A 21,238-nucleotide genomic window follows, 5' to 3' on the forward strand; every position below is an offset into this window, starting at 1 on the left:
GTCGGCCTCCGCTTCGTCGCGGGTGATCCCGGTCCGCTGACCCCCGGGCCGATCCGGCCCACCAGGGGTGCCGCGCCCCTCGCCCGTCGCGAAGCGATGAAGTGACCCGCCGTACGCGCGGGTCCTGCGTCATGGCGTGACCACGCCACCACATCGCTTCCGAGGGAGTCCTCGTGTTTCCGCAGTTTCCGTGCGGGCGCCGCCGCGCGCCCGGACGTCGGCACGTCCCCGGGCGGTCGGGATGACCGCCACCCGTACCGTCGGGAAGGCCGGGCTCGGCCCCGATTTCCGCCGGCTCTGGACCGCCAACGCGGTGTCCAACCTCGGTGACGGTGTCACCCTGGTCGCCGGTCCGCTGCTGGTGGCGTCGATCTCGGCCGAGCCCGCGGCGGTGGCCGCGGCGGCGCTCGCACCGCAGCTGCCCTGGCTGCTGTTCAGCCTGGTCAGCGGCGCGCTGGTGGACCGGCTCGACCGGCGCCGGCTGGTCGTCACGGTCAACCTGGCCCGGGGCGCGGTGCTCGGCGCGCTGGCGCTGGCCGTGGTCACCGGCACGGCCACCGTCCCGCTGATCTGCCTGGCCTTCTTCCTGACCGGGCTGGGCGAGACCCTGGCCGACACCGCGTCGAGCGCCCTGCTGCCCTCGGTGGTGCCGGCCGAGCAGTTGGAGCGGGCGAACAGCCGACTCTTCGCCACCTTCGTGGTGGGCAACCAGTTCGCCGCGAAGCCGCTCGGGGCGTACCTGTTCACCGTCGGGGTGGCGGTGCCGTTCGCGGTCGACGCCGGCAGCTTCGGGCTGGCCGCGCTGCTGGTGGCGCTGCTGCGCTGGCGGCCGGTGCCACCCCCGGACCGGGCGGCGCGGCGCGACGGCGGGCGGCTGCGGTCGCTGGGCGCCGACCTGGCCGCCGGCCTGCGGGCGCTGTGGTCGGTGCCGGCGCTGCGGGTCCTCGCGATCTGCATCGCGCTGATGAACGTGGCGTTCTGCGCCGCGTTCGCCGCCTTCGTGCTCTACGCGCGGCAGCGGCTCGGGCTCGGCGACGTCGGCTACGGCGTGCTGCTGACCGCCTCGGCGCTGGGCGGTCTCGCCGGGACGGCGCTGGCCACCCGGCTGCGGGCCCGGTTCGGCACCCCGACGCTGCTGCGCGTGGGGCTGCTGATCGAGATCGGGCTCCAACTGGTGCTGGCCACCACCCGGCAGCCCGGGGTGGCCGGGGCGGCGCTGGCGATCTGGGGCGGGCACGCCATGGTCTGGGGCATCCTGGTGGTGTCGCTGCGCCAGCGGCTCGTCCCCGATCCGCTGCGCGGCCGGGTGGGCAGCGCCTACGCGCTGGCCGACCTGGGCGGGGCGGCCGTCGGCACCGGGCTCGGCGGCCTGCTGGCCCAGGTCACCGGCGTCATCACCGCCCCGTTCTGGGCCGCCGCGGCGGCCCTGGCGGTGCTCACCGTCGCCGCCTGGCGCCGCCTGGGCGGCACCGACGGCTGATCCCCCGGCTCCGGCTCGCCACGGGCCCGGTCACCGCACCCGGTGGCCGGGCCCGCGTGGTCGCCGTCGGCCGAGCGGTCACCGGGCCGGCGTGGTGGCACGGCGAACGCCCCACGCGCAGCGCACGGCCGGCGCCCGGCGAACGCCCGGCGCCTGCCGCAACTCGCGCCGTCCCCACCCGTGCGGCGGCCTACAGGGGGCGGGGGTGCGGCTGGTCGAGCGGCATCGGCACCTCAAGGAAGGTGGCGCCGCGCAGGTCCAGCCAGGCCCGGTCCGGTGAACGGACCAGCCGCAGCATCACCTCGGTGCAGGCCGGGCAGCGGCCGACCAGGCCGGGAGCGTGCGAGTAGACGTGCAGCCGGGCCATCGGGCCGACCGTCCCGCAGGACTCGCAGCGGCCGGTCGCGCTGCTCAGGTCGACGGCGAACAGCTCCCGCAGCGGCCCGTCGAGCATGTTGCCGTCCACGTACGACATGTCGGTCATCGGCTCTCCTTGCCGGTCAACCGGTGGGTCCGAACCGCTCGGTCCGTACCCGCCGGGTCTGGTGGCCCAGCCCCACCAGCACATCCGCCACCGTCTCCACGAAACCGGTCGGCCCGCAGACGTAGCAGAGCGGCTCCAGGTCCGGTGGCCAGCCGTGGCTGTTGACGTCGGCCACACCGATCCGGTGCGGCTCGCCCCGCCAGCCCTCCGGCGCCTCCCGGGTGTACACGTACGCCACGTCCAGGCCGAGGTCGTCGCGGGCCCGGGCGCGCAGCTCGTCGGCGTAGATCACGTCCGCCGGGGTCCGTACCGAGTAGATCAGCCGGAACGGCGTACGGCTGCCGGCCGCCCGGCGGGCCCGGATCATCGCCATCAACGGCACCACCCCGGAGCCGCCCGCGACCAGCAGCACCGGCGCGGTTTCCTCGGGCCGCCACACGAACCAGCCGCCCACCGGGCCGCGGACCTCCACCGGGTCGCCCACGGCGTACGCGTCGGTCAGGTACGGCGACACCTCGCCGTCGGGCATCCGCTGCACCGTCACCGCGATCCGCTCCCCGTCGGCCGGGCCGGCCAACGAGTACGACCGGGCGGCCTGGTAGCCGTCGGCGGCGGTGAGCCGGACGTCGACGTGCTGCCCGGGCAGGTGCCCCGGCCAGCCCGACACCTCGAGCACCAGGGTCTGCGCGGTCGGCGTCTCGACCCGGCGCTCCACCAGCCGGGCCACCCGCCACATCAGCTGGGCACCGACCCGCCGGCCGGTCGTCGGCACGGCCACCTCAGTCGCCCTGGTAGCGCTGCTCGCGCCACGGGTCGCCGTAGTCGTGGTAGCCGGCGGTCTCCCAGAAACCCGGCTCGTCCTCCAGGGTCAGCCGCACGCCGCGCACCCACTTCGCCGACTTCCAGAAGTACAGGTGCGGCACCAGCAGCCGGGCCGGCCCGCCGTGCTCGGCGGGCAGCGGTTCCCCGTCGTAGGAGTGCACCACCCAGGCCCGTCCGTCGCGCAGGTCGTCCAGCGGCAGGTTGGTGGTGTAGCCGCCGTAGGAGTGGGCCTGCGCGTAGTCGGCGGCGGTGTCGATGCCGTCGAGCAGGACGTCCAGCGAGACGCCCTGCCAGCTGGTGCCGAGCTTCGACCAGCGGGTGACGCAGTGGATGTCGACGGTCGGCGTCTCCTGCGGCAGGCTCATCAGCTCGTCCCAGGACCAGCGGAACTCGGCCCCGGCCTCGGTGGAGACGACGAACTGCCAGGTGTCCAGCGGCACCCTCGGGGTGGGGCCGGCCGACAGCACCGGAAAGTCCTCGGTCAGGTACTGCCCTGGAGGCAGGTCCGGCCCGGTCGTACGGCGGCGGCCCTGGAAGCCCGGCGAAACGATTCCCACCCGTCAGTCCTACCACCCGGCACACGCCGACGAGGGCGTTCGGACGTACCGCGAACGCGGTGGGCGGCGCGCGCCTCAGGGCCGTCCGGAAACCACCTCGCGGTCGCCGGGCGCCCGGTGGCGGGTGGCCCGCAGGCTGGTCAGAGTGACGATCACCAGCACACCGATGATCACGCCGAGCGAGGCGAGGGTGGGGATCTCCGGCACGCCGGCCCAGATGCCGTGCGCCCAGTGCAGGCCGAGCTTGACGCCGATGAAGGCGAGGATGACGGCCAGACCGTAGCTGAGGTGCACCAGCCGGCTCAGCGCGGCGTGCAGCACGAAGTAGAGCGCGCGCAGGCCGAGCAGGGCGAACGCGTTGGTGACGAAGACCAGGTACGGGTCCTCGGTGATGCCGTACACGGCGGGCACCGAGTCCACCGCGAAGACCACGTCCGTGGCGAGCACCGCCACCACCACGAGGGCGAACGGGGTCAGCGCGCGCCGGGCGCCCTGCCGGACGGTCATCCTCGTGCCCTGGTACTCGTCGACCACCGGCATGAACCTGCGCAGCAGCTTCACCGACCGCATCTTGTTGATGTCGACCTCCTGCTCGTGCCCGGACAGGGCGTCGCGCAGCAGCTTGATCGCGGTGGCGATCAGGATGAGGGCGAAGAGCAGGAAGGCGAAGTCGAGGGTCTGCAACGCGGCGGCGCCCAGGGCGATGAAGATCGCGCGCAGCACCAGCGCGCCGGCGATGCCGTAGAGCAGCACCCGCTGGGCGAGCACGGCCGGCACCGCGAAGGCGGCCAGCAACAGCATGAAGACGAAGAGGTTGTCGACCGAGAGGGACTTCTCCACCAGGTAACCGGTCAGGTACTCCACGCCCTGCTGGGAGCCGAAGCGGGCCCAGATCCAGACGCCGAACGCCAGCGGCAGGGCGATGTAGAAGGCCGACCAGCCGAGCGCCTCCTTCATCGAGACCTCGTGCGGCTTCCGGGTGACCAGGAAGTCCAGCACCAGCAGGGCGAGCACCCCGACGATGGTCACCGCCCAGAGCGTGGGCGTGCCGACGGACGACAACTGCCCGGCAGAAAAGTACGACAATTCGGTCATGGGGCCTCCTCGAACACCGTGACATGTTCGAGGTCTCCTTCACCCACCATCGGTGGGCAACCACCCGAGGCGCGCGCGGGGCACGCCGTACTGACCGGAATGGTTCGTGGGAAGTACTCCCCTCGTGGCGACAAGGCTAGGGCAACCCGCTGAGGAACGCCAACACCCGGCCGGCGTTCACCGGCCGTCGCGGTGCAGGGCCCGCCGGTACAGCTCGAGGTGCGCGGCGGCCACCCTCGGCCAGGTGTACGCGGCGACGTACGCCCTGCCCCGTTCGGCCAGCCGGCGGCGCAGCACCGGGTCGCCGAGCAGTCGGCCGACCGCCGCGACGATCGCGCCGCTGTCCGCCCGGGCCCGGATCACCGCCACCGCCCCGGCCCGGTGCGGCTCCCCGTCCCCACCGTCGGGCACGGTGACCGCCGTCGGCGTGCCGTGCGCCAGCGCGCTGAGCAGGTGACCGCTGGCCGCACCCACCCCGGCCGGCGCGGGCAGCACCGCCACGTCGGCGGCGTGCAGCGCGGCGGAGATCCGCTCGGGCGGCAGCGGGCCGGTGACGGTCACCGCGTCGGCGACGGCGTACCGGCGGGCCAGCGCGGCCGGCTCCTCGGCGGGATCGGCGGCGGTGCCGCCGCCGACCACCAGCAGGCGCAGGTCCGGGTGCGCCCGGCGCAGTTCGGGCAGCGCCCGGACCAGGTGTCGCAGTCCGCCCTCCGGCCCGGTCGGGCCGAGGAAGGCGAGCAGCGGCGCCCCCTCGGGCAGGCCCAGGCCGGCGCGCATCCGCCGGCCCTCACGGGCCGCCCCCGGCTGGTCGCTGACCGGGGGTGCCGGCGGGATGAGGACCGGTTCCGCCCCACCCGGACCGGGCACGTGGATCGCCGGGTCGGTCACCACCACGGCGGCACTGCCCCGGCGCAGCCGGTCGGTGAGCCGGCGCACCGCGGAGCCGAGCCGGCCGGACGGTTGCCCGCCGTGGTCGCCGTCGGCGTGCAGCGTGGTGACCAGCGGGGTGGTTCGCGGCAGCAGCCCGGGCAGCAGCCCCGGCAACCGGTGCCCCGACGAGGGCAGTTGCGCGTGCACCAGGTCGGGGCCGAGCCGGCGCACCTCGCGGGCCACGGCCAGCCCGCCGGCGCTGCCGACGGGCACCCGCTCCACCCGCACGCCGGCGGAGTCCAGCGCGCGCACCAGGTGGGTCAGGTAGTCGCCGAGCCCCTCCCCGTCCTCCCGGTACGGGTCGTGCAGCATGGCCACCCGGATCGGCTCCTCGGCCATGCCAACCCCCTCGGATCGCCTGCGGGGCGGGGTTCCCGGGGCCGGTCGCGGCAAACCCGCGCCCGGCCTAAGGTGGGCCCGCAGGCCCGCAGCGACCCCAGCCGCGCAGGAGGAAGACCCGGTGACCCAGGACAGCGCACCGACCGGCCCGCTGGCCGGCGTCCGGGTGATCGAGCTGGCCGGCATCGGCCCCGGCCCGTTCGCCGCCATGATGCTCGCCGACCTGGGCGCGGAGGTGATCCGGGTGGACCGGGTGGCCGGCGTCGACGCGACCGGTGACGGGGCGGATCCGGACCTGCTCAACCGGGGCCGCCGCTCGATCGCGGTGGACCTCAAGTCGGCGGCCGGGCGGGACGTGGTGCGCGACCTGGTCGCCGCAGCGGACGTGCTGCTGGAGGGCTTCCGTCCGGGGGTCACCGAACGGCTCGGGCTGGGCCCGGCGGACTGCCTGGCGGCCAACCCACGGCTGGTCTACGGCCGGATGACCGGCTGGGGGCAGCACGGCCCGTACGCCCCGCACGCCGGCCACGACATCGACTACCTGGCGTTGACCGGGGCGCTGCACGGCATCGGCCGGGCCGGTGAGCGACCGGTGCCGCCGATGAACCTGCTCGGTGACTTCGGTGGCGGGGGGATGATGCTGGCGCTGGGGGTGGTCGCCGCGCTGTACGCCGTCCGCGCCGGCGCGCCGGGCCAGGTGGTGGACGCGGCGATCGTGGACGGTGTGGCGGTGCTGAGCACGCAGATCCACGCGCTGCGCCGGCTGGGCATGTGGCGCGACGAGCGGGGGGTGAACCTGCTCGACGGCGGCGCACCCTTCTACGACACCTACGAGTGCGCCGACGGCCGGTACCTCGCGGTCGGCGCGCTGGAGCCGCGCTTCTACGACGAACTGGTCCGGCTGACCGGGTTCCCGCCCGACGGCGACGAGGCGCTGGACCGTACCGACCCGGGCAACTGGCCGGCGCTGCGCGCGGCGTGGGCGCGGCTGTTCCGCACCCGCACCCGGGACGAGTGGACCGACCTGCTCGCCGCCACCGACGCGTGCGTGGCGCCGGTGCTGGACTGGCAGGAGGCGCCGGAGCACCCGCACCTGGCGGCGCGGCGGGTCTTCGTCGACCACGCCGGGGTCACCCAGCCGGCGCCCGCGCCGCGCTTCTCCGGCACCCCCACCGCGCTGCGCCGCCCGCCGCCGCAGCCCGGCCAGCACACCGACGAGGTGCTCACCGAGGCCGGCCTGGACGCGGACCGGATCGCCCGACTGCGGGCCGCCGGTGCGGTCCGCTGACCCGTACCGGTCCGGGCGCGCGGCCCGGCCCCGTGCCGTGTCGTGCGGTCAGGCCCGGCGCAGGGCGGTGCCGGGGGCGAGCGCCGGTTCCACCACCTCCCGGTAGTCCCGCGGCAGCTGCACCACCACGTCGTCGAACTCGCCGCCGGTGATCGCCTCGCGCACGGTGGTGAAGACGGCGCGTACGGCGGCCCGGGTGCCCGCCTCGTCCGCGCCGGAGCGCCGGCCGACCCGGCCGAGGAACTCCCCCGCGCCGAACCGCTCGGCCGCCTCCGTGCCGGGGCGGGTGCGCAACGCCGGCCGCAGCGGCTCGGGCAGCTGCTGGGCGAGGTCGAGCACCTCGCCCGCGGTCAACCGTTCGGCGAGGGTCGCCAGGGTCGCCCGGATCAGCTCGACCGCCCGGTCCGGGCCCACCCCGGCCCGCTGGGCGACCTGGCCGACGAAGGTGTCGTAGTTCATCCGTGGCACTCCCTCCGCGCGGGCGCCACCGGCGACCGCCGCCGGGGCGGTGCCGCCTACCCGGCGCCCGGGGCCGGAAACACGGGCCGCGGCCCGTGGGCCGGCGAATTTCGGCCGGGTCCGGGTGCGTGACCGGGCGGCGGACGGGTAACCGCGCCCGGTCGTGTCCGCAACGTGGCTGAGGAGCCCGACTGATGGCGACCTACTCAGACGTCCTGCAGTACCTGTCGAGCCTGGACTACCCGGCCGAGAAGGACGACGTCGTACGCGAGGCCGAGCGGGAGGGCGCGCCGCCGGACGTGTTGCGGGCGCTGCGGGCCCTGCCGCCGGTGGACTACGCCAACGGCCAGGAGGTCGCCCGCTCGGCGAGAATCGAGACCGCGCCCGAGGTGGGGGCCGGCCAGCGCGCGGCCCAGGCGCGGGACAAGCGGCACCAGCGGATCTCGCAACACCTTCGTGGTATCTGATCCGGCCGTGCGGTCCGCGCCGCCCGGCCCGGTGCCCCGGCCCGCCGACGCTCGGTGAAGCGACTCGCCGGCACGGACGGTCACACCCCGGCCGCCGTGCAACTCGCGGTGCTGGCGGTGGTCGGCCTGGCCGGTGGCGGCGCCTTCGCCGCGCTGGCCTCACCGGCCCTGGCACCGCTGGTCGGCTGGGACGGTGCGGCGCTGAGCTGGCTGCTGCTGGTGTGGTGGCGGCTGTGGCCGCTGGACGCCGACCGGACCGCCCGGCTGGCCGTACGGGAGGACCCGAGCCGGCCGGCGCGGGACGCGCTGCTGCTGGCGGCGTGCGTGGCGAGCCTGCTGGCGGTCGCCGTGGTGCTGGCCGACGCCCGCTCGGTGCCGGACGGGCCGGTCCGGGACGCCTACGGCGCGCTCGGCGTGCTGAGCGTGTTCCTCTCCTGGTTCGTGGTGCACACCGTGTTCGCCATCCGGTACGCCCGGCTGTACTTCTCGCGCGAGGAGGGCGGGGTGGACTTCCACCAGGTTGGCCGGCCGTGCTTCGTGGACTTCGCGTACCTGGCGTTCACCGTCGGGGCGACCTTCCAGGTGTCCGACACCGACGTGTCCAGCTCGGAGATCCGCCGGACCGTGCTGCGGCACGCGGTGCTGTCGTACCTGTTCGGCGCGGTGGTCATCGCGGCGACGGTGAACCTGTTGGCCAGCCTGGCCGGCTGAGGTGAGGCGGAAAGCGGCGGGGCGCCCCCGATCACGAACCGCGACCTGGGGCGCCCCACAGAACCTGCCGCTGCCGTCGGTTCACGCCCGAACCGGGTCGCGACCGTCGTACGGCGGAGTTACGCCCGAACCGGGCGGGCATCGCTGCCGCCACCAGCATACGATGCGACATCACCCGTTCGGAGGAATTCGGCGAAACTGTGGGCCGGCACACCGGCCGGGCCGGGCCGGTGCGGCGGTGCGGTGCGGTGCGGTGCGGTCAGCGGGTCAGCTCGGCGTACCGCTTCTCCAGGTCGACCCGGGCGAGCGCGCCGACCAGCCAGGCCAGCCGCTCGGACTCGCCGGTGCCGGCGAGCCCGGCCAGGTCGTCGGCGGACCGGCCGAGCCCGAGCCGGCGGGCCGCCGCGAGGGCGTGCCGGTCGGCCACCGGCGCCACCTCCCGCCAGAGCGCCTGCGTCTCGCGCAGGAACAGGTCGACCACCGCACCGTCCACCCCGGGCAGTTCGGCGAGCAGCCGCCGCTCGGCCGCCGGGTCGTGGTGCGCCACGGCCCGCAACCGGCGCAGGTCCCCCCGGTACCGGTCGACGACGGTGCGGGCCAGGTCGCCCAGCCGGTCGGCGAGGGCGTCCACGTCACCCCGCTGGCCCTGCTCGCGCAGCACGCGTACCCGGTCGGCCTGCAGGGAGCGGGCCAGCCGCGCCGCGCTGTCCCAGCCGGCGTCGCGCAGTCCCGCCGCGGCGGCCACGGCCTTGCGGTGGTCGCCCCGCCGGGCGAGCAGCACGGAGAGGCAGAGCAGTTGGAAGAGGCTGGACGGGTTGTTGGTGACCGGGAAGCCGTACTGCTCGGCGAACCCGCGCCCGTCCCCGGCGAGCCGGCGGACCAGGCGTTTCCTGTCCTCGATGGTGGATGTGGCGGTGGTCGGCATGCCGGCGTCTACCCGTACCGGCGGCCGGCAGTCCTGCCGGCCGGGACCGGCTTCTGCCGGTTCAGTGCAGGTCGCCGTGCCGGTCGCGGGCCTTGAGCCGGGTGGTGGGCAGCGCCGGGGCGGGCAGTGGCGGCGCCGCATCGTCGGCGACCACGCCGAACCGGCCGCTTCCGGCCGTCCAGTCCGCCCGGGCGGCGGCCACCTCCTCGTGCGAGCGGCCGACGAAGTTCCACCACATCACCAGCGGGTCGTCGAAGGGCGCCCCGCCGAGCAGCAGCAGCCGGCACTCCGGGGTGGCCCGCAGCCGCAGCGACTCCCGCCCGGTGCCCAGGTAGAGCAGGGCGCCGGGGGCGAGCGGCACCCCGGCCACCTCGGCGGCGCCGGACATCGCCAGCAGTCCGTACTCGAAGTCGGGGTGCAGCGGCACGGTGGCCGGCGCGTCGCCGCGCAGCTCGAGCTGCGCGCCCAGCAGCGGGGTGTGCGCGACCGCCGGCGACCGTTCCCCGCCCAGCTCGCCGACCAGCAGCGTCGCGTCGAGGTCGCCGTCGCGCCAGCGGGGCAGGTCGGCGTGGTGGGCGAAGTCGGCGGGCCCGGACCGGGCCGGGTCGGGCAGCGCCACCCAGAGCTGCACGCCGTGCATCAGCGGCGGACGGTCGGCCGGCGAGCGCTCCGAGTGGGCGATGCCGTGCCCGGAGGTCATCACGTTGAGCTGGCCGGGCCGGATGGGCTGCACGTTGCCCAGGCTGTCCCGGTGCACGATCTCCCCGTCGAGGAGCCAGGTCACCGTCTGCAGGCCGGTGTGCGGGTGCGGCGGGACCTCCATGCCGGGCCGCTCGGCCACGTCGTCCGGTCCGAAGTGGTCGACGAAGCACCACGCGCCGACCATCCGCCGCTGCCGCTGCGGCAGCAGCCGGCGCACCGTGGTGTACCGGCCCAGTGGCACGTCGTGACCCGGCAGCAGCACGCTGCCCGGGTCGGTGGCGGCCACGCCGGGCGGTCGGGTCTGGGCCGGCAACGACTCGGTACGCTCCACCGGCCCGACTCTACGCTCAGCCGGCGCCGACGGTGACCGTGTGCACCCCGGCCACCAGGTCGACGTAGAGCCGGTGCACGCTGCGGTCCCACCCGGGTGAGCTGATCACCTCGCCCGCCGCGACCCCGTCGCGGCGGGCGCCGGGCAGCGCCACGGACCCCGCCCCCGCGGCCACCCGGACCCGCACCGGCGGCGTCGGATCCGCCAGCCGGACGGCGAACTGGTTGACGCCGCCCGTCATCCGCACGGTCAGCGCCCCGGCGATCGGGGGCAGCCGCAGGTCGATCCGGTGGGCGCCGCCGATCAGCTCGACCCCGGCCACGGCCCGGGCGGCGCCGAGGTCGATCAGTGCGTCGTGCACCCCGCCGACGAGCCGCAGCCGCCAGGTGACCCGCGAGTTGAGCAGCACCTCGACGGCGTCGGGTCCGGCCTGGCCGCCGGGCTCCAGCGCCAGCCGCACCCGGTCCCCGAGCACCTCGGGCCGCGGCCGCGGGCCACCGTCGGCCGCGGCGTTGATCCGGTACAGGTCCTCACCGAGGTCCGCCACCCGGAGGCTGAATTCGGTGAGGCCGTCGGTCAGTTCGAAGGTGGCGCGCCGCCGGCCGGCCAGCGGGGTGGTGGACGCCTCGGCGGCGGCCGCCGCGACCGCTCCCGCGCCGCTGGCTACGGCCGGCCCGGAGGGCGCCGGACGCGGCCCGCCGCCGCTGAAGGCGACCCCCAACCGGTCCGGATGGGCGAGGGTCTCGGTCACCGCGGCCGCCCCCACGGCCAGCACCACCACGGCGGCGGCGGCGAGCAGCCGGGGCGCCCGGGTTCGCGTCGGCACGCCCGGCGGCGGGTCCGGCCGCCGTGCGTCGCCGGGGTCCGGGCAGGCCGGCACGGGCTCCGCCGGATCCGTGGTCGGACGCTGACTGCTGTCGTGCCCCGGCACCGGCATGGTGATCTCCTTCTCGCGGTCCCCCGCCTGGCCATACGTACCCGGAGCGGGTTCGGATCACTCGCCGCCGGACCGGCGTTGCGGGTCCGATCGGGAAGCACCCGGCGGGCGGAGCGGACGCGGGACGCCCGCCGGACCATGGTCCGGCGGGCGTCCCGCGTCGGTCATCCCTGGTTTGCCGTCACCTCGTCCCGGTGTCGAACCGGCGGCGCCGCCAGGCCATGGTGAGCAGCACCATGACCGCGCCGGCGGCGAGCAGGCCGCCGCCGATCTTGATCGGCGTGCCGAGGCTGGAGCCGGTGACCGGCAGGTGGTGCGGCGGCCGGTGCGTCGGCTTGTGGGTCGGCGGCCCGGCGATGACGGTCACCGACGCGCTGGCCCGCCGACCGGACGAGTTGCCGGTGGCCGTGAAGGTCCACACGCCCGGGCGGTTCACCCGGTACTTGAACGTGAACCCACCCCCGGCGTCCACCTGCACAGTGAAGCGCCGTGGCGGCGGGTTGCTGGTGATCGTCGGCCCCGGGACCGGCGCCTGGGCGTACGCCACGGCGGCCATCTCGACCACGGTGCCGTCGCTGCGCCGGGTGGTTCCCGCGGCGGGCGCGGCGACCGGCAGGCCGGTGACCGCGACGGTGATGGTGGCGATCTCCCCCGGCAGGAAGCCGGAGCCGACACCCGTGACGACCGTGCCGGGGGTGGTCGTCGCCGGGGTGACGGTCAGGGTCGGTGGCCCGGGCGGGTAGTCCGGTGGTGGATGCGGCACCGCCGCCCCCGCCGCGGTGGGCACGGCCGCCATGGCCAGACCCACCGTGAGCGCCATGATGATGCGGGATAGCCGCATGGTCGGTTCCTCCTACTGTTCACAGCTCGGTGCGGTGACAACTTGGGTGGTCCAGGGGGTGGCGGTGGGGGTGAGCCGGAGCTCGGCGGTGCCGGCGCCGTTCTTGCCGGTGAGCAGGCCGACGTCGAGGGTCCGGGTACGCCCGGGCGGCACCTCGACGTTGGCGACCGCCACCTGGCGCCGGCGGTCGTACGCACTGCCGAGCCCGATGGCCCGGCCGTCCAGCTTGCCGTCGACCACGGTGCCGCCGGCGGGGCTGTAGACGGAGATCAGAGTGCGGATGGTGTACGGGTCGCCGGCCTTGCCCAGTCCGAGGACCGACGTGCTCAGTCCGGCCGCGGGAGCCGCGGAGCGAAGCGTGAAGCGCAGCTGCAACTGGCGCCGGCCGTCGGTGCGGCACTGGCCGACGGTCAGCGTCGCCGCGGGGCGCAGGTAGTAGCCGAGCTTGGCGCCGCTACCGTCGTTGAGGAAGATCCCCACGGTCGGCACGGCGTCCGTCTCGGGAAGAGCGCCGCTCAGGCGGCTCTCCCGCAACATTCCCTGCTCCTCAGATCGGGCACTCCAGAACAATAGCCGCCGTTCGGCGATCGAGCGGTCGAAAGCCGACAAAAGCGCACGGGGGTCGACCTTCCGTGCGAAAAGCGCGTCGAACACCGCCCCCGCCGACGCGGCGTAGTAGGCGTCCTGCTGCTGGCCGTCCAGGTCCCGGTACGCGTCGCTGAGCAGGGCCCGCACCGCCCGGTCGCCGGTCAGCGTCGGGCCGCCGGGCACCGCGACCGGGCCGATCGCCGCGAGCAGGTACGACAGCACCACCGGGTCGACGGCCAGCACCCCGTCGACGCTCGCCCCGGTGTGCCGCTGGTACATCTCCCGGTAGAGCGCCGCCGCGGTGGGGAAGTCCGGTACGAGATTGACATCCGCCGGGTACGCGCCGGGCAGCTCGCCCCAGAGCGCCCGCACGGGTGCCGGGACCGACAACGGCGGATCGAAGCGGCCGAACTCCGCGCTGGTGCCCTGCCGGACCATCCGGATCTGCCCGTTCTCGGCGCGCAGCACGGCGTACGCGCCGAACATGCCGCCGGTCGCCCGCAGTTCGGCGAGGTTCTGCGAGAGCAGGAGGTAGCTGCGGACGCCGTCGGCGCCGAGCAGCGGCGGCAGCAGCGCGGCACCCTGCCGGGCGGCGCCCGTGAGGTTCGCCAGCCGGTCCATCTCCCCGCGCAGGTCGGTCAGCGCCTGCCGGACCTGACTGACCAGCGTGTCCTGCGGCACCGCCGCGAGCCGGGTCCGGGTCGCGCGCACCACCTCGTCGGCCGCGCCGATCTCGGCCGACACGGCCCGCAGCCGGCCGAGGTCCAGCCGCCCCTCCTTCGGCACCAGCGAGGCGAGGTCGGTGCGCAGCAGGCTCGGGAAGGCCTTCCGGGCGAGGTCGTCGACGGCCGTCGCGATCTCGCGTACCGCGGCCAGGTCGTCGCCGGCCCACGGCGCCCGCTGCCCGAGCCACCAGCCCGGCCCCGTGGTCGACGCCCGGGCCTTGGCGGACTGCTCCTGCAACGCGGCCAGGGTGCGCTGCCCCCGGTCGACGTCGCCGCCGACCACGTCCGCGCTCAACTGCCGGGCCAGCCCCGCCGCGTTCACCAGGTGGGCGCGCGCCTGCCAGCCTTGGAAGGCGACCCATCCGACGCCGAGCAGCAGCAGCGAGCCGGCCACCAGGGACGCGAGCAGCGCCCGTCGAACGCGTGCGCGCTTGCGTCGGCGGGCCTGCGCCCGTCGGCGATTCGAGCCAGCCGTCTCCGCCACACCACACCCCAGCCATAAACGGACAGAAACGATGAAACGTCGCCTTTCTAGCACGAATAACGACCGAATGTAGGGCATTTCGATGGCTTCAGCAGGCAAAAATGCCTTACGCGAGGATGGTTCGCTCTCGCCGGGCACCGGCCCGGCCCGCCCGGGACACCTCGTGCAGCATCCGCTCGATCCGGTCCACCCCGGTCGACAGCGACATCTCCCGCTGGTACGCCTCGCGGCCCCGCCGCCCCATCTCCAGCCGGGCCGGTTCCGGGATGGTGGACGCCAGCCAGAATCGGTCCGCCAGCGCGGCCCAGTCCTCGGGCGCGCAGGACAGCCCCGCCCGGGCCCGCTCCACCAGCTCCACCGTGTCGCCCCCGGCCGAGGCGATCACCGGCGCGGCGCAGGAGAGCGCGGCCTGGAGCTTGCCGGGCACCGTCCCGCGCAGCTCCGGCCGGTCGCGCAGCATCACCAGCTGGTAGTCGGCGGCCGCGTAGAGATCGGGCATGTCCAGCGCCGAGCGCCGCTCGACGAACCGCACGTTCTCCGCCCGGAGCTGATCGGCGAGCCCCCGCACTCGCCGCTCCTCCGGCCCGGAACCGACCAGGACGAGGTCCATCCGGTCGCCGAGCGCCGCCGCCGCCCGCACCGCGGTCTCCAGGCCCTGCCGCCGACCGATCGTGCCGGCGTGCATCACCACGCCGCGGCCGTCCCGGCGGATCAGACCGCGGGCCGCCGGACTGGGCCGGATGGGACGGAAGATCCGCTCGTCGGTCCAGTTCAGCACCAACCCCACCCGGTCCGGCGCGGCGCCGGCGGCCACCACCAAGTCCCGCATTGACGGCGCGCTGACCGCGAGCGCGTCCGCCTCCCGGTGGACCCGCGCCATGGTGGCGCCGATCCGGCCCGGCCAGCGCCGCCGCTCCGCGCTCTCGACCGCCTCGTCCTCCTCGGCCCACACGTCCTGCACGTGCAGGACGGTCGGCATCCGGCCCAGCCTCCGCAGCAGGCCGGCGGTGGCGAAGGCGGTCGGCGGGAGGTGGAAGACGTACAGCGCGTCGACGCCGGCCAGGTAGCGGCGGCCGATCAGCGCCGCGCTGCCGGCGAAGGAGAGGTACGCCGCCATCCGGGCGCCGGCCGTGCCGTCGCCGCGGGCGTACCTCGGCACCCGGCGGACCGTCAGGCGCTCGCTGTGCGTCTCGTGCCGCCACCGCTGGCGCCAGCCGGGGTAGACGTGACCCCCCGGGTAGTCCGGAAAGCCGGTCAACACCCGCACCTCGTGGCCGCGCGCGGCGAGCTCCTCGGCCAGGCTGCCGGGAATGAACGCCGGTTCGGGCGGAAAGTGGTACGACAGAATGCCGATCTTCATCCCGATCCTCCGCTTCGCCGGACCGGCGCGGCGGGCCCCGGCGCCGGCCCCCGGTCGGCGTAGGATCGGCCCAGTCCCTCGCCGACCACGATGCCACCGGGTCGAGCCAAAGTCGCCACCCCGCCGACACCACCGTGGAGAGGGGCCGTCATGGCCGAGCGGGTCCTGTTCGTCTGCCACGCCAACCTGTGCCGGTCGCCAATGGCTGAGTACCTGGCCGCGAGGCTGATGGAGAAGCTGCCGGTCGAGGTCTCCAGCGTGGGCACGGCCGCCCTGGAAGGCCGACCCATGCACCCGTTCGCGGCGAACGTTGCCGCCGAGACCGGCTCCGACCCGAACACATTCCGCAGCCGCCGGTTGTCACCCCGGCACCTCGCCGAGGCGGGGCTGGTGCTCACCGCCAGCCGGCGGCACCGCTCGATCTGCGTCTCTCTCGCGCCCAGGGCGCTGCACCGGACGTTCACGGTGTTCCAATTCGCCCGGCTCGCCGAGGAGGCCGACCGCCCGGTGGACGTCGCGGCCGGCCTGCTCCCGGCCGTGGTGCGGGCTGCCGCCCGGGTGCGCGGCCGGCTGCAACCGGCCGCGCCCGAGGACGACGACATCATCGACCCGGTCCGCGGGACACCCGAGGACTTCCGGCGCTGCGCCCGGCAGATCGAGCGCGCCCTGCTGCCGGTCGTGGCGCTCATCGAGGCAGCCGGGTGAGGTGCTGGGTCTCGTCGTGGACCCGATGCGCCTCGCCTGACTGGGCCCGTCCGAGGTTCGTCGCGGCCCGTGCCCGATCGACCGGCACCGTCGCCGGCTTCGCCGGAACCACGACCCTGTAGCTCTCGTAGCCGTACTTGTCGACCCTGGCGATTTTAGCCATGTTGAGCACGCAACCGAGCAGCCGTACGGAGACCGACTGGAGCGCCAGAGCAGCCGCGGCGACGTGGTTGCGATCCGTGCGTCCGTGCTGGCTGACCAGCAATGCGCCGTCTGCCTGCACGGCGACCACCACCCCGTCGGTGACGCTGCGCAGTGGCGCCGTGTCGATGACCACAATGTCCGCCGACTGCCGCAGCACGACCAGCAGGTCCGCCATCGCCTTGGAGCCGAGCAACTCGCTCGGGTTGGGCGGCGTGGTACCGCTCGGCAGCACCAGCAGTGACTTGTCGCCCCAGCGCTGCACCACGTCGCCGGCCTGCACGTCGCCGAGCAACACGTCGGTCAGGCCGACCCCGGACTCCAGGCCGAGGTAGTCGGCGACCTTGGGGCGGCGCAGGTCGGCGTCGATCAGAGCCACCCGCCAGCCCGCCTCGGCCAGAGCGATGGCCAGGTTGCAGGAGAGAGTGGTTTTGCCCTCACCCTGCAGGGCGCTGGTCACCGCGATCACCCGCGCGGGCTCGTGCACGTCGACGAAACGCAGGTTGGTGCGCAGTTTGCGGACCGCCTCGGCGCGGGCCGAGTTCGCCTGCTCTCCCACGATCAGCGGGGCGGAGCGGGCCGCCCCGTCGAAGGGGATCTCGCCCAGCAACGGGCTGCCGGTGACCCGCTGGAGGGTCAACGCGTCGCGCAGCCGGGTGTCGAGTCGGGTCCGCAGCATCGCGAGTGCCACACCCAGCAGCAGACCCAGCAGCGCGCCCAGGGCCAGATTGCGGACCGGCTGCGGGGAGACGGGAGCCGAGCTCACCCGCGGGCCGCTGATCACCTCGATCTTAATGGTCGGGCCGCCACCGCCCGCTGGCGTCTCGACCTGCTTGACCAGGTCCACGAAGCCGGCGGCGACCGCCTCGGTGAGTTTGAGGGCCCGCGGGGCGTCGGTATCGATGACCGTCGCCCGCAGTAGCACCGTGTCGGGGACCACCTCGGCCTTGATCCGGCGCTGCACCTGATCTGCGGTGAGGCCCAGGGACACCTTCGACACCACGCCCTGCGCAAGGCGATCACTGCGCATCAGGTCGATGTACGACTTGACCCGCTGCTGCATCAGGAAGTTTCCCTGATAGGCCTCGTTCACCCCTTTGCCAGGGGTGGTGACGAAGAACGTCGCGGTGGCCTCGTAGCGGGGCTCGGTACGGACCGTGACGAGCGCGGACACGCCCAGGGCGATCATCACCGTGATCACCAGGATCCACCAGTTGCGGCGGATCAGGCGCAGGTTGGTGCGCACGTCCATCAGGTCGGCCTCCCGTCGCGGCGGACAACACGGCTGAGCTGCACAGAAAACCCCCTAATAGGCACAGACACCATGTAAGGATTGAGCTATCCCACATCACGCGTCATGACGTACGAACCGAATGTAGACGATAAAGGCCTTGGATTGCCGCAAACCCCTCACGCGGTGACGTAGTAACCAGAGGGAGACAACGGTGCTCGTATCGCCCATCTCGCCCGGCCCCGTCGCGCCCACCAGGATGAATCGGCACGCCCGAGCCCTGTCTCTGTTAACGCTGGACATGGCTGCCTGGTGCGCCGGATTTCTGGCGGCTGCCGCGACCCGGTACGAGTGGGGTCTCACCGCGCACACCGCCACCGTCGCGATGGCCGCGGCCCTCGGCTGCGTCGCCGTGCACACCGGCGCCGAGCGGATCCGCCTCGCGGTCTGGGGCCGGCACCCGGTGGGCAGCGCGGCCGAGGCGCGCGACCTCGCGGTCACCGGCGCGCTGGCCGTCGCCATCGCGCTGGCGGTACTCCTGCCGATGGCCGTCCGACCGGTGCCGGCGAGCACCCCGCTGGTCGGCGGCGCGGTGGCGTTCCTGGTCATGACGGGCGGCCGGGCCGGGTTCCGCTTCCACCGGGAGCGGGTCCGACCGGTCCGCGCCGCGGCGACCCGGGCGCTGATCTACGGGGTGGACGGCACCAGCGAGCGCCTGGTCCGGGTGCTGCTCGCCGACCCGGCCGGCCGGTACCGACCGGTCGGCCTGCTCGACGACGACCGGGACAACCGGACCCTGCGCCTGGCCGGGATCCGAGTGCTGGGCGGGCGGGAGCAGGTCGGCGACGCCGTCCGGCTCACCGGCGCCGACACGGTCATCTTCTCGATGGCCGGCGCGCAGCCCGAGCTGATGCGCGACGTGCGCGCCCGGACCCTGCAGGCCGGCGCCGCGTTCAAGGTGCTCCCGCCGGTGCACGAGTTGCTCGACCGCCCGGTCGCGGTGACCGACGTCCGGGACATGCAGATCACCGACCTGCTCGGCCGGGCCCAGCGGGTGGCCGAGCTGATGGTCGACCGCAACGGCCTCACCGGCCGGCGGGTGCTGGTCACCGGCGCGGGCGGCTCGATCGGCTCGGAGCTGTGCCGGCAGATCGCCCGCTGCGAGCCGGGCGAGCTGATGATGCTCGACCGGGACGAATCGGCCCTGCACGCGCTGCAGATGTCGCTGCACGGCCGGGCCCTGCTCGACGGGCCGGAGCTGATCCTCGCCGACATCCGGGACCGGGACGGAATCGCCCGGATCATCGCCGACCGGCAGCCGGACGTGGTCTTCCACGCCGCCGCGCTGAAGCACCTCACGCTGTTGCAACGCCACCCCGGCGAGGCGGTCAAGACCAACCTGCGGGGCACGCTGAACGTGCTCGAGGCGTGCCGGGACGTCGCCGAGTTCGTGAACATCTCCACCGACAAGGCGGCCGATCCGATCAGCGTGCTCGGCTACTCGAAGCGGATCACCGAACGGCTCACCGCCCACTACGCCGAGCAGTTCGGCGGACGCCACCTCAGCGTCCGGTTCGGCAACGTGCTCAGCAGCCGCGGTTCGGTGCTCACCGCGTTCGAGGCGCAGGTGCGCGCCGGGGTGCCGATCACCGTCACCCACCCGGACGTGACCCGGTACTTCATGACCGTCCAGGAAGCGGTGCAACTGGTGCTCCAGGCCGCCTCGATCGGCCGGGGCGGGGAAGCGCTGGTGCTCGACATGGGCGAGCCGGTACGGATCGCCGACGTGGCGCGCCGGCTCGCCGCGGAGGCCCCCGGGCACAGCGAGATCATCTTCACCGGGCTGCGGCCGGGCGAGAAGCTGCACGAGGACCTGTTCGGCGCCGACGAGGTCGACACCCGCCCGCTGCACCCGCTGATCTCCCACGTGCCGGTGCCTCCGCTGCACCCCGACGAGATCCGCGCGCTCGACCCGTACGGCGAAGCGGAGGAACTGGTCAAGCGGATGGAGACACTCTGCGGGCAGCAGGCCGACCGACTGTGGAAGGTGCTGCCGGTCCCCCGGTGAGCCACCTCGCGGCACCACGACTCGCCACCGCGGTCGCGGCCCGGATAGGGTCGGGTACGGGTGTGCCGGGAAGTCTGGTCGGCGGTGAGTCCCTGCCGTCCCCGTACCCCGAGGTGAAGCCCGCCCATGGCCTTCCGTCCCACCGACCCGACCGGCCCGACGCGGCGCCGGCTCCTCTCCCGCGGCTCCTGGCCGGAAGCCCGCTTCCTGGGCGACGTGCTGCGTACCGAGACCGTCGGCGGTGGCCTGCTGCTGCTCGGCGCGGTGCTCGCCCTGCTCTGGGCCAACTCGCCGTGGGGAGACTCGTACGTCGCCCTGGCCCGCTGGGTGCCCTGGCCCGGCGGCGCCGGGCTGCACCTGGATCTGGACCTGGCCCAGTGGGCCGCGGACGGGTTGCTGGCGATCTTCTTCTTCGTGGTCGGGCTGGAGCTCAAACGCGAGTTCGTCGCCGGTGACCTGCGCGACCCGCGCCGGGCCACGCTACCGGTGGTGGCCGCCCTGGGCGGCATGTTGGTGCCCGCGTTGATCTACGTGGCAGTGAACCTGGGCGCCGGGGGGTCGGGGCTGCGCGGCTGGGCGATCCCCACCGCCACGGACATCGCCTTCGCGCTGGCCGTGCTGGCCGTGATCGGCTCGCACCTGCCGCACGGGCTGCGCGCCTTCCTGCTCACCCTGGCCGTGGTGGACGACCTCTTCGCGATCACCATCATCGCGATCTTCTACACCGCCGGCTTCAGCCCGTTGCCGCTGCTCGCGGCCCTGGTCCCGATCGCCGCCTTCGGCCTGCTCGTGCAGCGCCGCAAGACCTGGTGGTGGGCGTTGGTCCCGCTGGCCGTGCTGGCCTGGGCGCTGGTGCACGTCTCCGGGGTGCACGCCACGGTGGCGGGGGTCCTGCTCGGCTTCACCGTGCCGGTGCTCGGCGGCAAGGGCGGCGGCCCGGGCCTGGCCGAGCACCTGGAGCACCGCCTGCGGCCGGTCTCCGCCGGCTTCGCGGTGCCGGTCTTCGCCTTCTTCGCCGCCGGCGTCTCGCTGCGCGACGCCGACCTCGGCGCGGTCCTCACCGACCCGGTGGTGATCGGCATCGTGGCCGGCCTGGTGCTGGGCAAGGCGATCGGCATCCTCGGCTCGACCTGGCTGCTGGCCCGCTTCACCCGGGCCGAACTGGACGAGAACATCCGCTGGGCGGATCTGCTCGGGGTCGCCCTGCTGGCCGGCATCGGCTTCACCGTGTCGCTGCTGATCGGCGAGCTGGCCTTCGGCGTGGGCAGCACCGAGGACGACCGGGTCAAGACCGCCGTGCTGGCCGCCTCGGTCACCGCGGCGGTGCTGGCGTCGGTGGTCCTGGTACGGCGCAACTCGGCCTACCGGCGCATCGCCCAGCAAGAGACGCGGGACGCCGACGGGGACGGCGTGCCGGACGTCTACCAGGAGCGGCCGGTCCAGGGCGGCTGAGCCACCCGGCCGGGCCGCCCCGCGATCCGGTCCGGGACCGGATGCCCGCCGGTCCG

Annotated in this window: 20 protein-coding genes; 7 read left to right on the forward strand and 13 right to left on the reverse strand. The window is 74.6% G+C overall.

What is annotated here, in order from left to right:
* Positions 1-241: 241 nt before the first annotated feature.
* Positions 242-1,480 (forward strand): MFS transporter, encoded by a 1,239-nt coding sequence (locus AB0H57_RS26510; protein WP_357510951.1) that lies wholly within the window; start codon positions 242-244, stop codon positions 1,478-1,480.
* Positions 1,481-1,670: 190 nt separating this feature from the next.
* Here AB0H57_RS26510 and AB0H57_RS26515 read toward each other — a convergent pair whose 3' ends face one another.
* From AB0H57_RS26515 to AB0H57_RS26535, 5 genes are all read right to left on the reverse strand, one after another.
* Positions 1,671-1,964 carry a DUF6510 family protein gene (locus AB0H57_RS26515; protein WP_357510953.1) on the reverse strand — a complete coding sequence of 98 codons (294 nt, stop codon included), beginning with the start codon at positions 1,962-1,964 and terminating at the stop codon, positions 1,671-1,673.
* 16 nt (positions 1,965-1,980) lie between these two features.
* Positions 1,981-2,700, reverse strand: a complete 720-nt coding sequence (locus tag AB0H57_RS26520) for a ferredoxin reductase (RefSeq protein WP_357511001.1) — start codon at positions 2,698-2,700, stop codon at positions 1,981-1,983.
* A gap of 43 nt (positions 2,701-2,743) precedes the next feature.
* Positions 2,744-3,343, reverse strand: a complete 600-nt coding sequence (locus tag AB0H57_RS26525; RefSeq protein ID WP_357510955.1) for a sulfite oxidase-like oxidoreductase — start codon at positions 3,341-3,343, stop codon at positions 2,744-2,746.
* 75 nt (positions 3,344-3,418) lie between these two features.
* Positions 3,419-4,438, reverse strand: a complete 1,020-nt coding sequence (locus tag AB0H57_RS26530) for a TerC family protein (RefSeq protein ID WP_357510957.1) — start codon at positions 4,436-4,438, stop codon at positions 3,419-3,421.
* Between the two features lie 177 nt (positions 4,439-4,615).
* On the reverse strand, positions 4,616-5,707 hold the full coding sequence (locus AB0H57_RS26535) for a glycosyltransferase family 4 protein (RefSeq protein WP_357510959.1): 1,092 nt from the start codon (positions 5,705-5,707) through the stop codon (positions 4,616-4,618).
* A 121-nt stretch (positions 5,708-5,828) separates the two neighbouring features.
* Between AB0H57_RS26535 and AB0H57_RS26540 the strand changes: the two genes are divergently transcribed.
* Positions 5,829-6,995, forward strand: a complete 1,167-nt coding sequence (locus AB0H57_RS26540) for a CaiB/BaiF CoA-transferase family protein (protein ID WP_357510961.1) — start codon at positions 5,829-5,831, stop codon at positions 6,993-6,995.
* Positions 6,996-7,043: 48 nt separating this feature from the next.
* On the opposite strand, the gene AB0H57_RS26545 is transcribed toward AB0H57_RS26540, so the two are convergent.
* Positions 7,044-7,454 (reverse strand): DUF2267 domain-containing protein, encoded by a 411-nt coding sequence (locus tag AB0H57_RS26545; protein WP_357510963.1) that lies wholly within the window; start codon positions 7,452-7,454, stop codon positions 7,044-7,046.
* A gap of 194 nt (positions 7,455-7,648) precedes the next feature.
* Here AB0H57_RS26545 and AB0H57_RS26550 point away from each other — a divergent pair, with 194 nt between their 5' ends.
* Together AB0H57_RS26550 and AB0H57_RS26555 are read left to right on the forward strand one after the other, a co-directional pair.
* A complete protein-coding gene (locus tag AB0H57_RS26550; RefSeq protein WP_357510965.1) occupies positions 7,649-7,921 on the forward strand; it encodes a DUF2795 domain-containing protein in 273 nt (90 codons plus the stop codon).
* A 54-nt stretch (positions 7,922-7,975) separates the two neighbouring features.
* On the forward strand, positions 7,976-8,632 hold the full coding sequence (locus tag AB0H57_RS26555; RefSeq protein WP_357510967.1) for a DUF1345 domain-containing protein: 657 nt from the start codon (positions 7,976-7,978) through the stop codon (positions 8,630-8,632).
* Between the two features lie 259 nt (positions 8,633-8,891).
* Here the strand turns inward: AB0H57_RS26555 and AB0H57_RS26560 are convergent, their stop codons facing one another.
* From AB0H57_RS26560 to AB0H57_RS26585, 6 genes are all read right to left on the reverse strand, one after another.
* Complete coding sequence (locus AB0H57_RS26560) at positions 8,892-9,557, reverse strand: hypothetical protein (protein WP_357510968.1); 666 nt, start codon at positions 9,555-9,557, stop codon at positions 8,892-8,894.
* A gap of 61 nt (positions 9,558-9,618) precedes the next feature.
* Complete coding sequence (locus AB0H57_RS26565; protein ID WP_357510970.1) at positions 9,619-10,590, reverse strand: pirin family protein; 972 nt, start codon at positions 10,588-10,590, stop codon at positions 9,619-9,621.
* A gap of 16 nt (positions 10,591-10,606) precedes the next feature.
* Positions 10,607-11,527, reverse strand: a complete 921-nt coding sequence (locus tag AB0H57_RS26570) for a hypothetical protein (RefSeq protein ID WP_357510972.1) — start codon at positions 11,525-11,527, stop codon at positions 10,607-10,609.
* A gap of 181 nt (positions 11,528-11,708) precedes the next feature.
* On the reverse strand, positions 11,709-12,368 hold the full coding sequence (locus AB0H57_RS26575; RefSeq protein WP_357510974.1) for a hypothetical protein: 660 nt from the start codon (positions 12,366-12,368) through the stop codon (positions 11,709-11,711).
* A gap of 12 nt (positions 12,369-12,380) precedes the next feature.
* Entirely contained in the window at positions 12,381-14,165 is a 1,785-nt protein-coding gene (locus tag AB0H57_RS26580) for a DUF4012 domain-containing protein (protein WP_357510976.1), read from the reverse strand.
* A gap of 106 nt (positions 14,166-14,271) precedes the next feature.
* Positions 14,272-15,525: a glycosyltransferase family 4 protein gene (locus AB0H57_RS26585; protein ID WP_357510978.1), complete on the reverse strand. Its 1,254-nt coding sequence runs from the start codon at positions 15,523-15,525 to the stop codon at positions 14,272-14,274.
* 150 nt (positions 15,526-15,675) lie between these two features.
* Between AB0H57_RS26585 and AB0H57_RS26590 the strand changes: the two genes are divergently transcribed.
* Positions 15,676-16,230, forward strand: a complete 555-nt coding sequence (locus tag AB0H57_RS26590) for a low molecular weight phosphatase family protein (RefSeq protein WP_357510980.1) — start codon at positions 15,676-15,678, stop codon at positions 16,228-16,230.
* On the opposite strand, the gene AB0H57_RS26595 is transcribed toward AB0H57_RS26590, so the two are convergent.
* A complete protein-coding gene (locus AB0H57_RS26595) occupies positions 16,211-17,683 on the reverse strand; it encodes a polysaccharide biosynthesis tyrosine autokinase (protein ID WP_357510982.1) in 1,473 nt (490 codons plus the stop codon). The genes AB0H57_RS26590 and AB0H57_RS26595 overlap by 20 nt on opposite strands.
* Before the next feature lie 193 nt (positions 17,684-17,876).
* On the opposite strand from AB0H57_RS26595, the gene AB0H57_RS26600 reads away from it, so the two are divergent.
* Complete coding sequence (locus AB0H57_RS26600) at positions 17,877-19,730, forward strand: polysaccharide biosynthesis protein (RefSeq protein ID WP_357510984.1); 1,854 nt, start codon at positions 17,877-17,879, stop codon at positions 19,728-19,730.
* A gap of 126 nt (positions 19,731-19,856) precedes the next feature.
* Positions 19,857-21,182, forward strand: coding sequence for a Na+/H+ antiporter NhaA (gene nhaA / locus AB0H57_RS26605; protein WP_357510985.1), 1,326 nt, complete (start codon positions 19,857-19,859; stop codon positions 21,180-21,182).
* Positions 21,183-21,238 lie beyond the last annotated feature (56 nt).

The organism is Micromonospora sp. NPDC050686, assembly GCF_040654475.1.
GTDB lineage: Bacteria > Actinomycetota > Actinomycetes > Mycobacteriales > Micromonosporaceae > Micromonospora.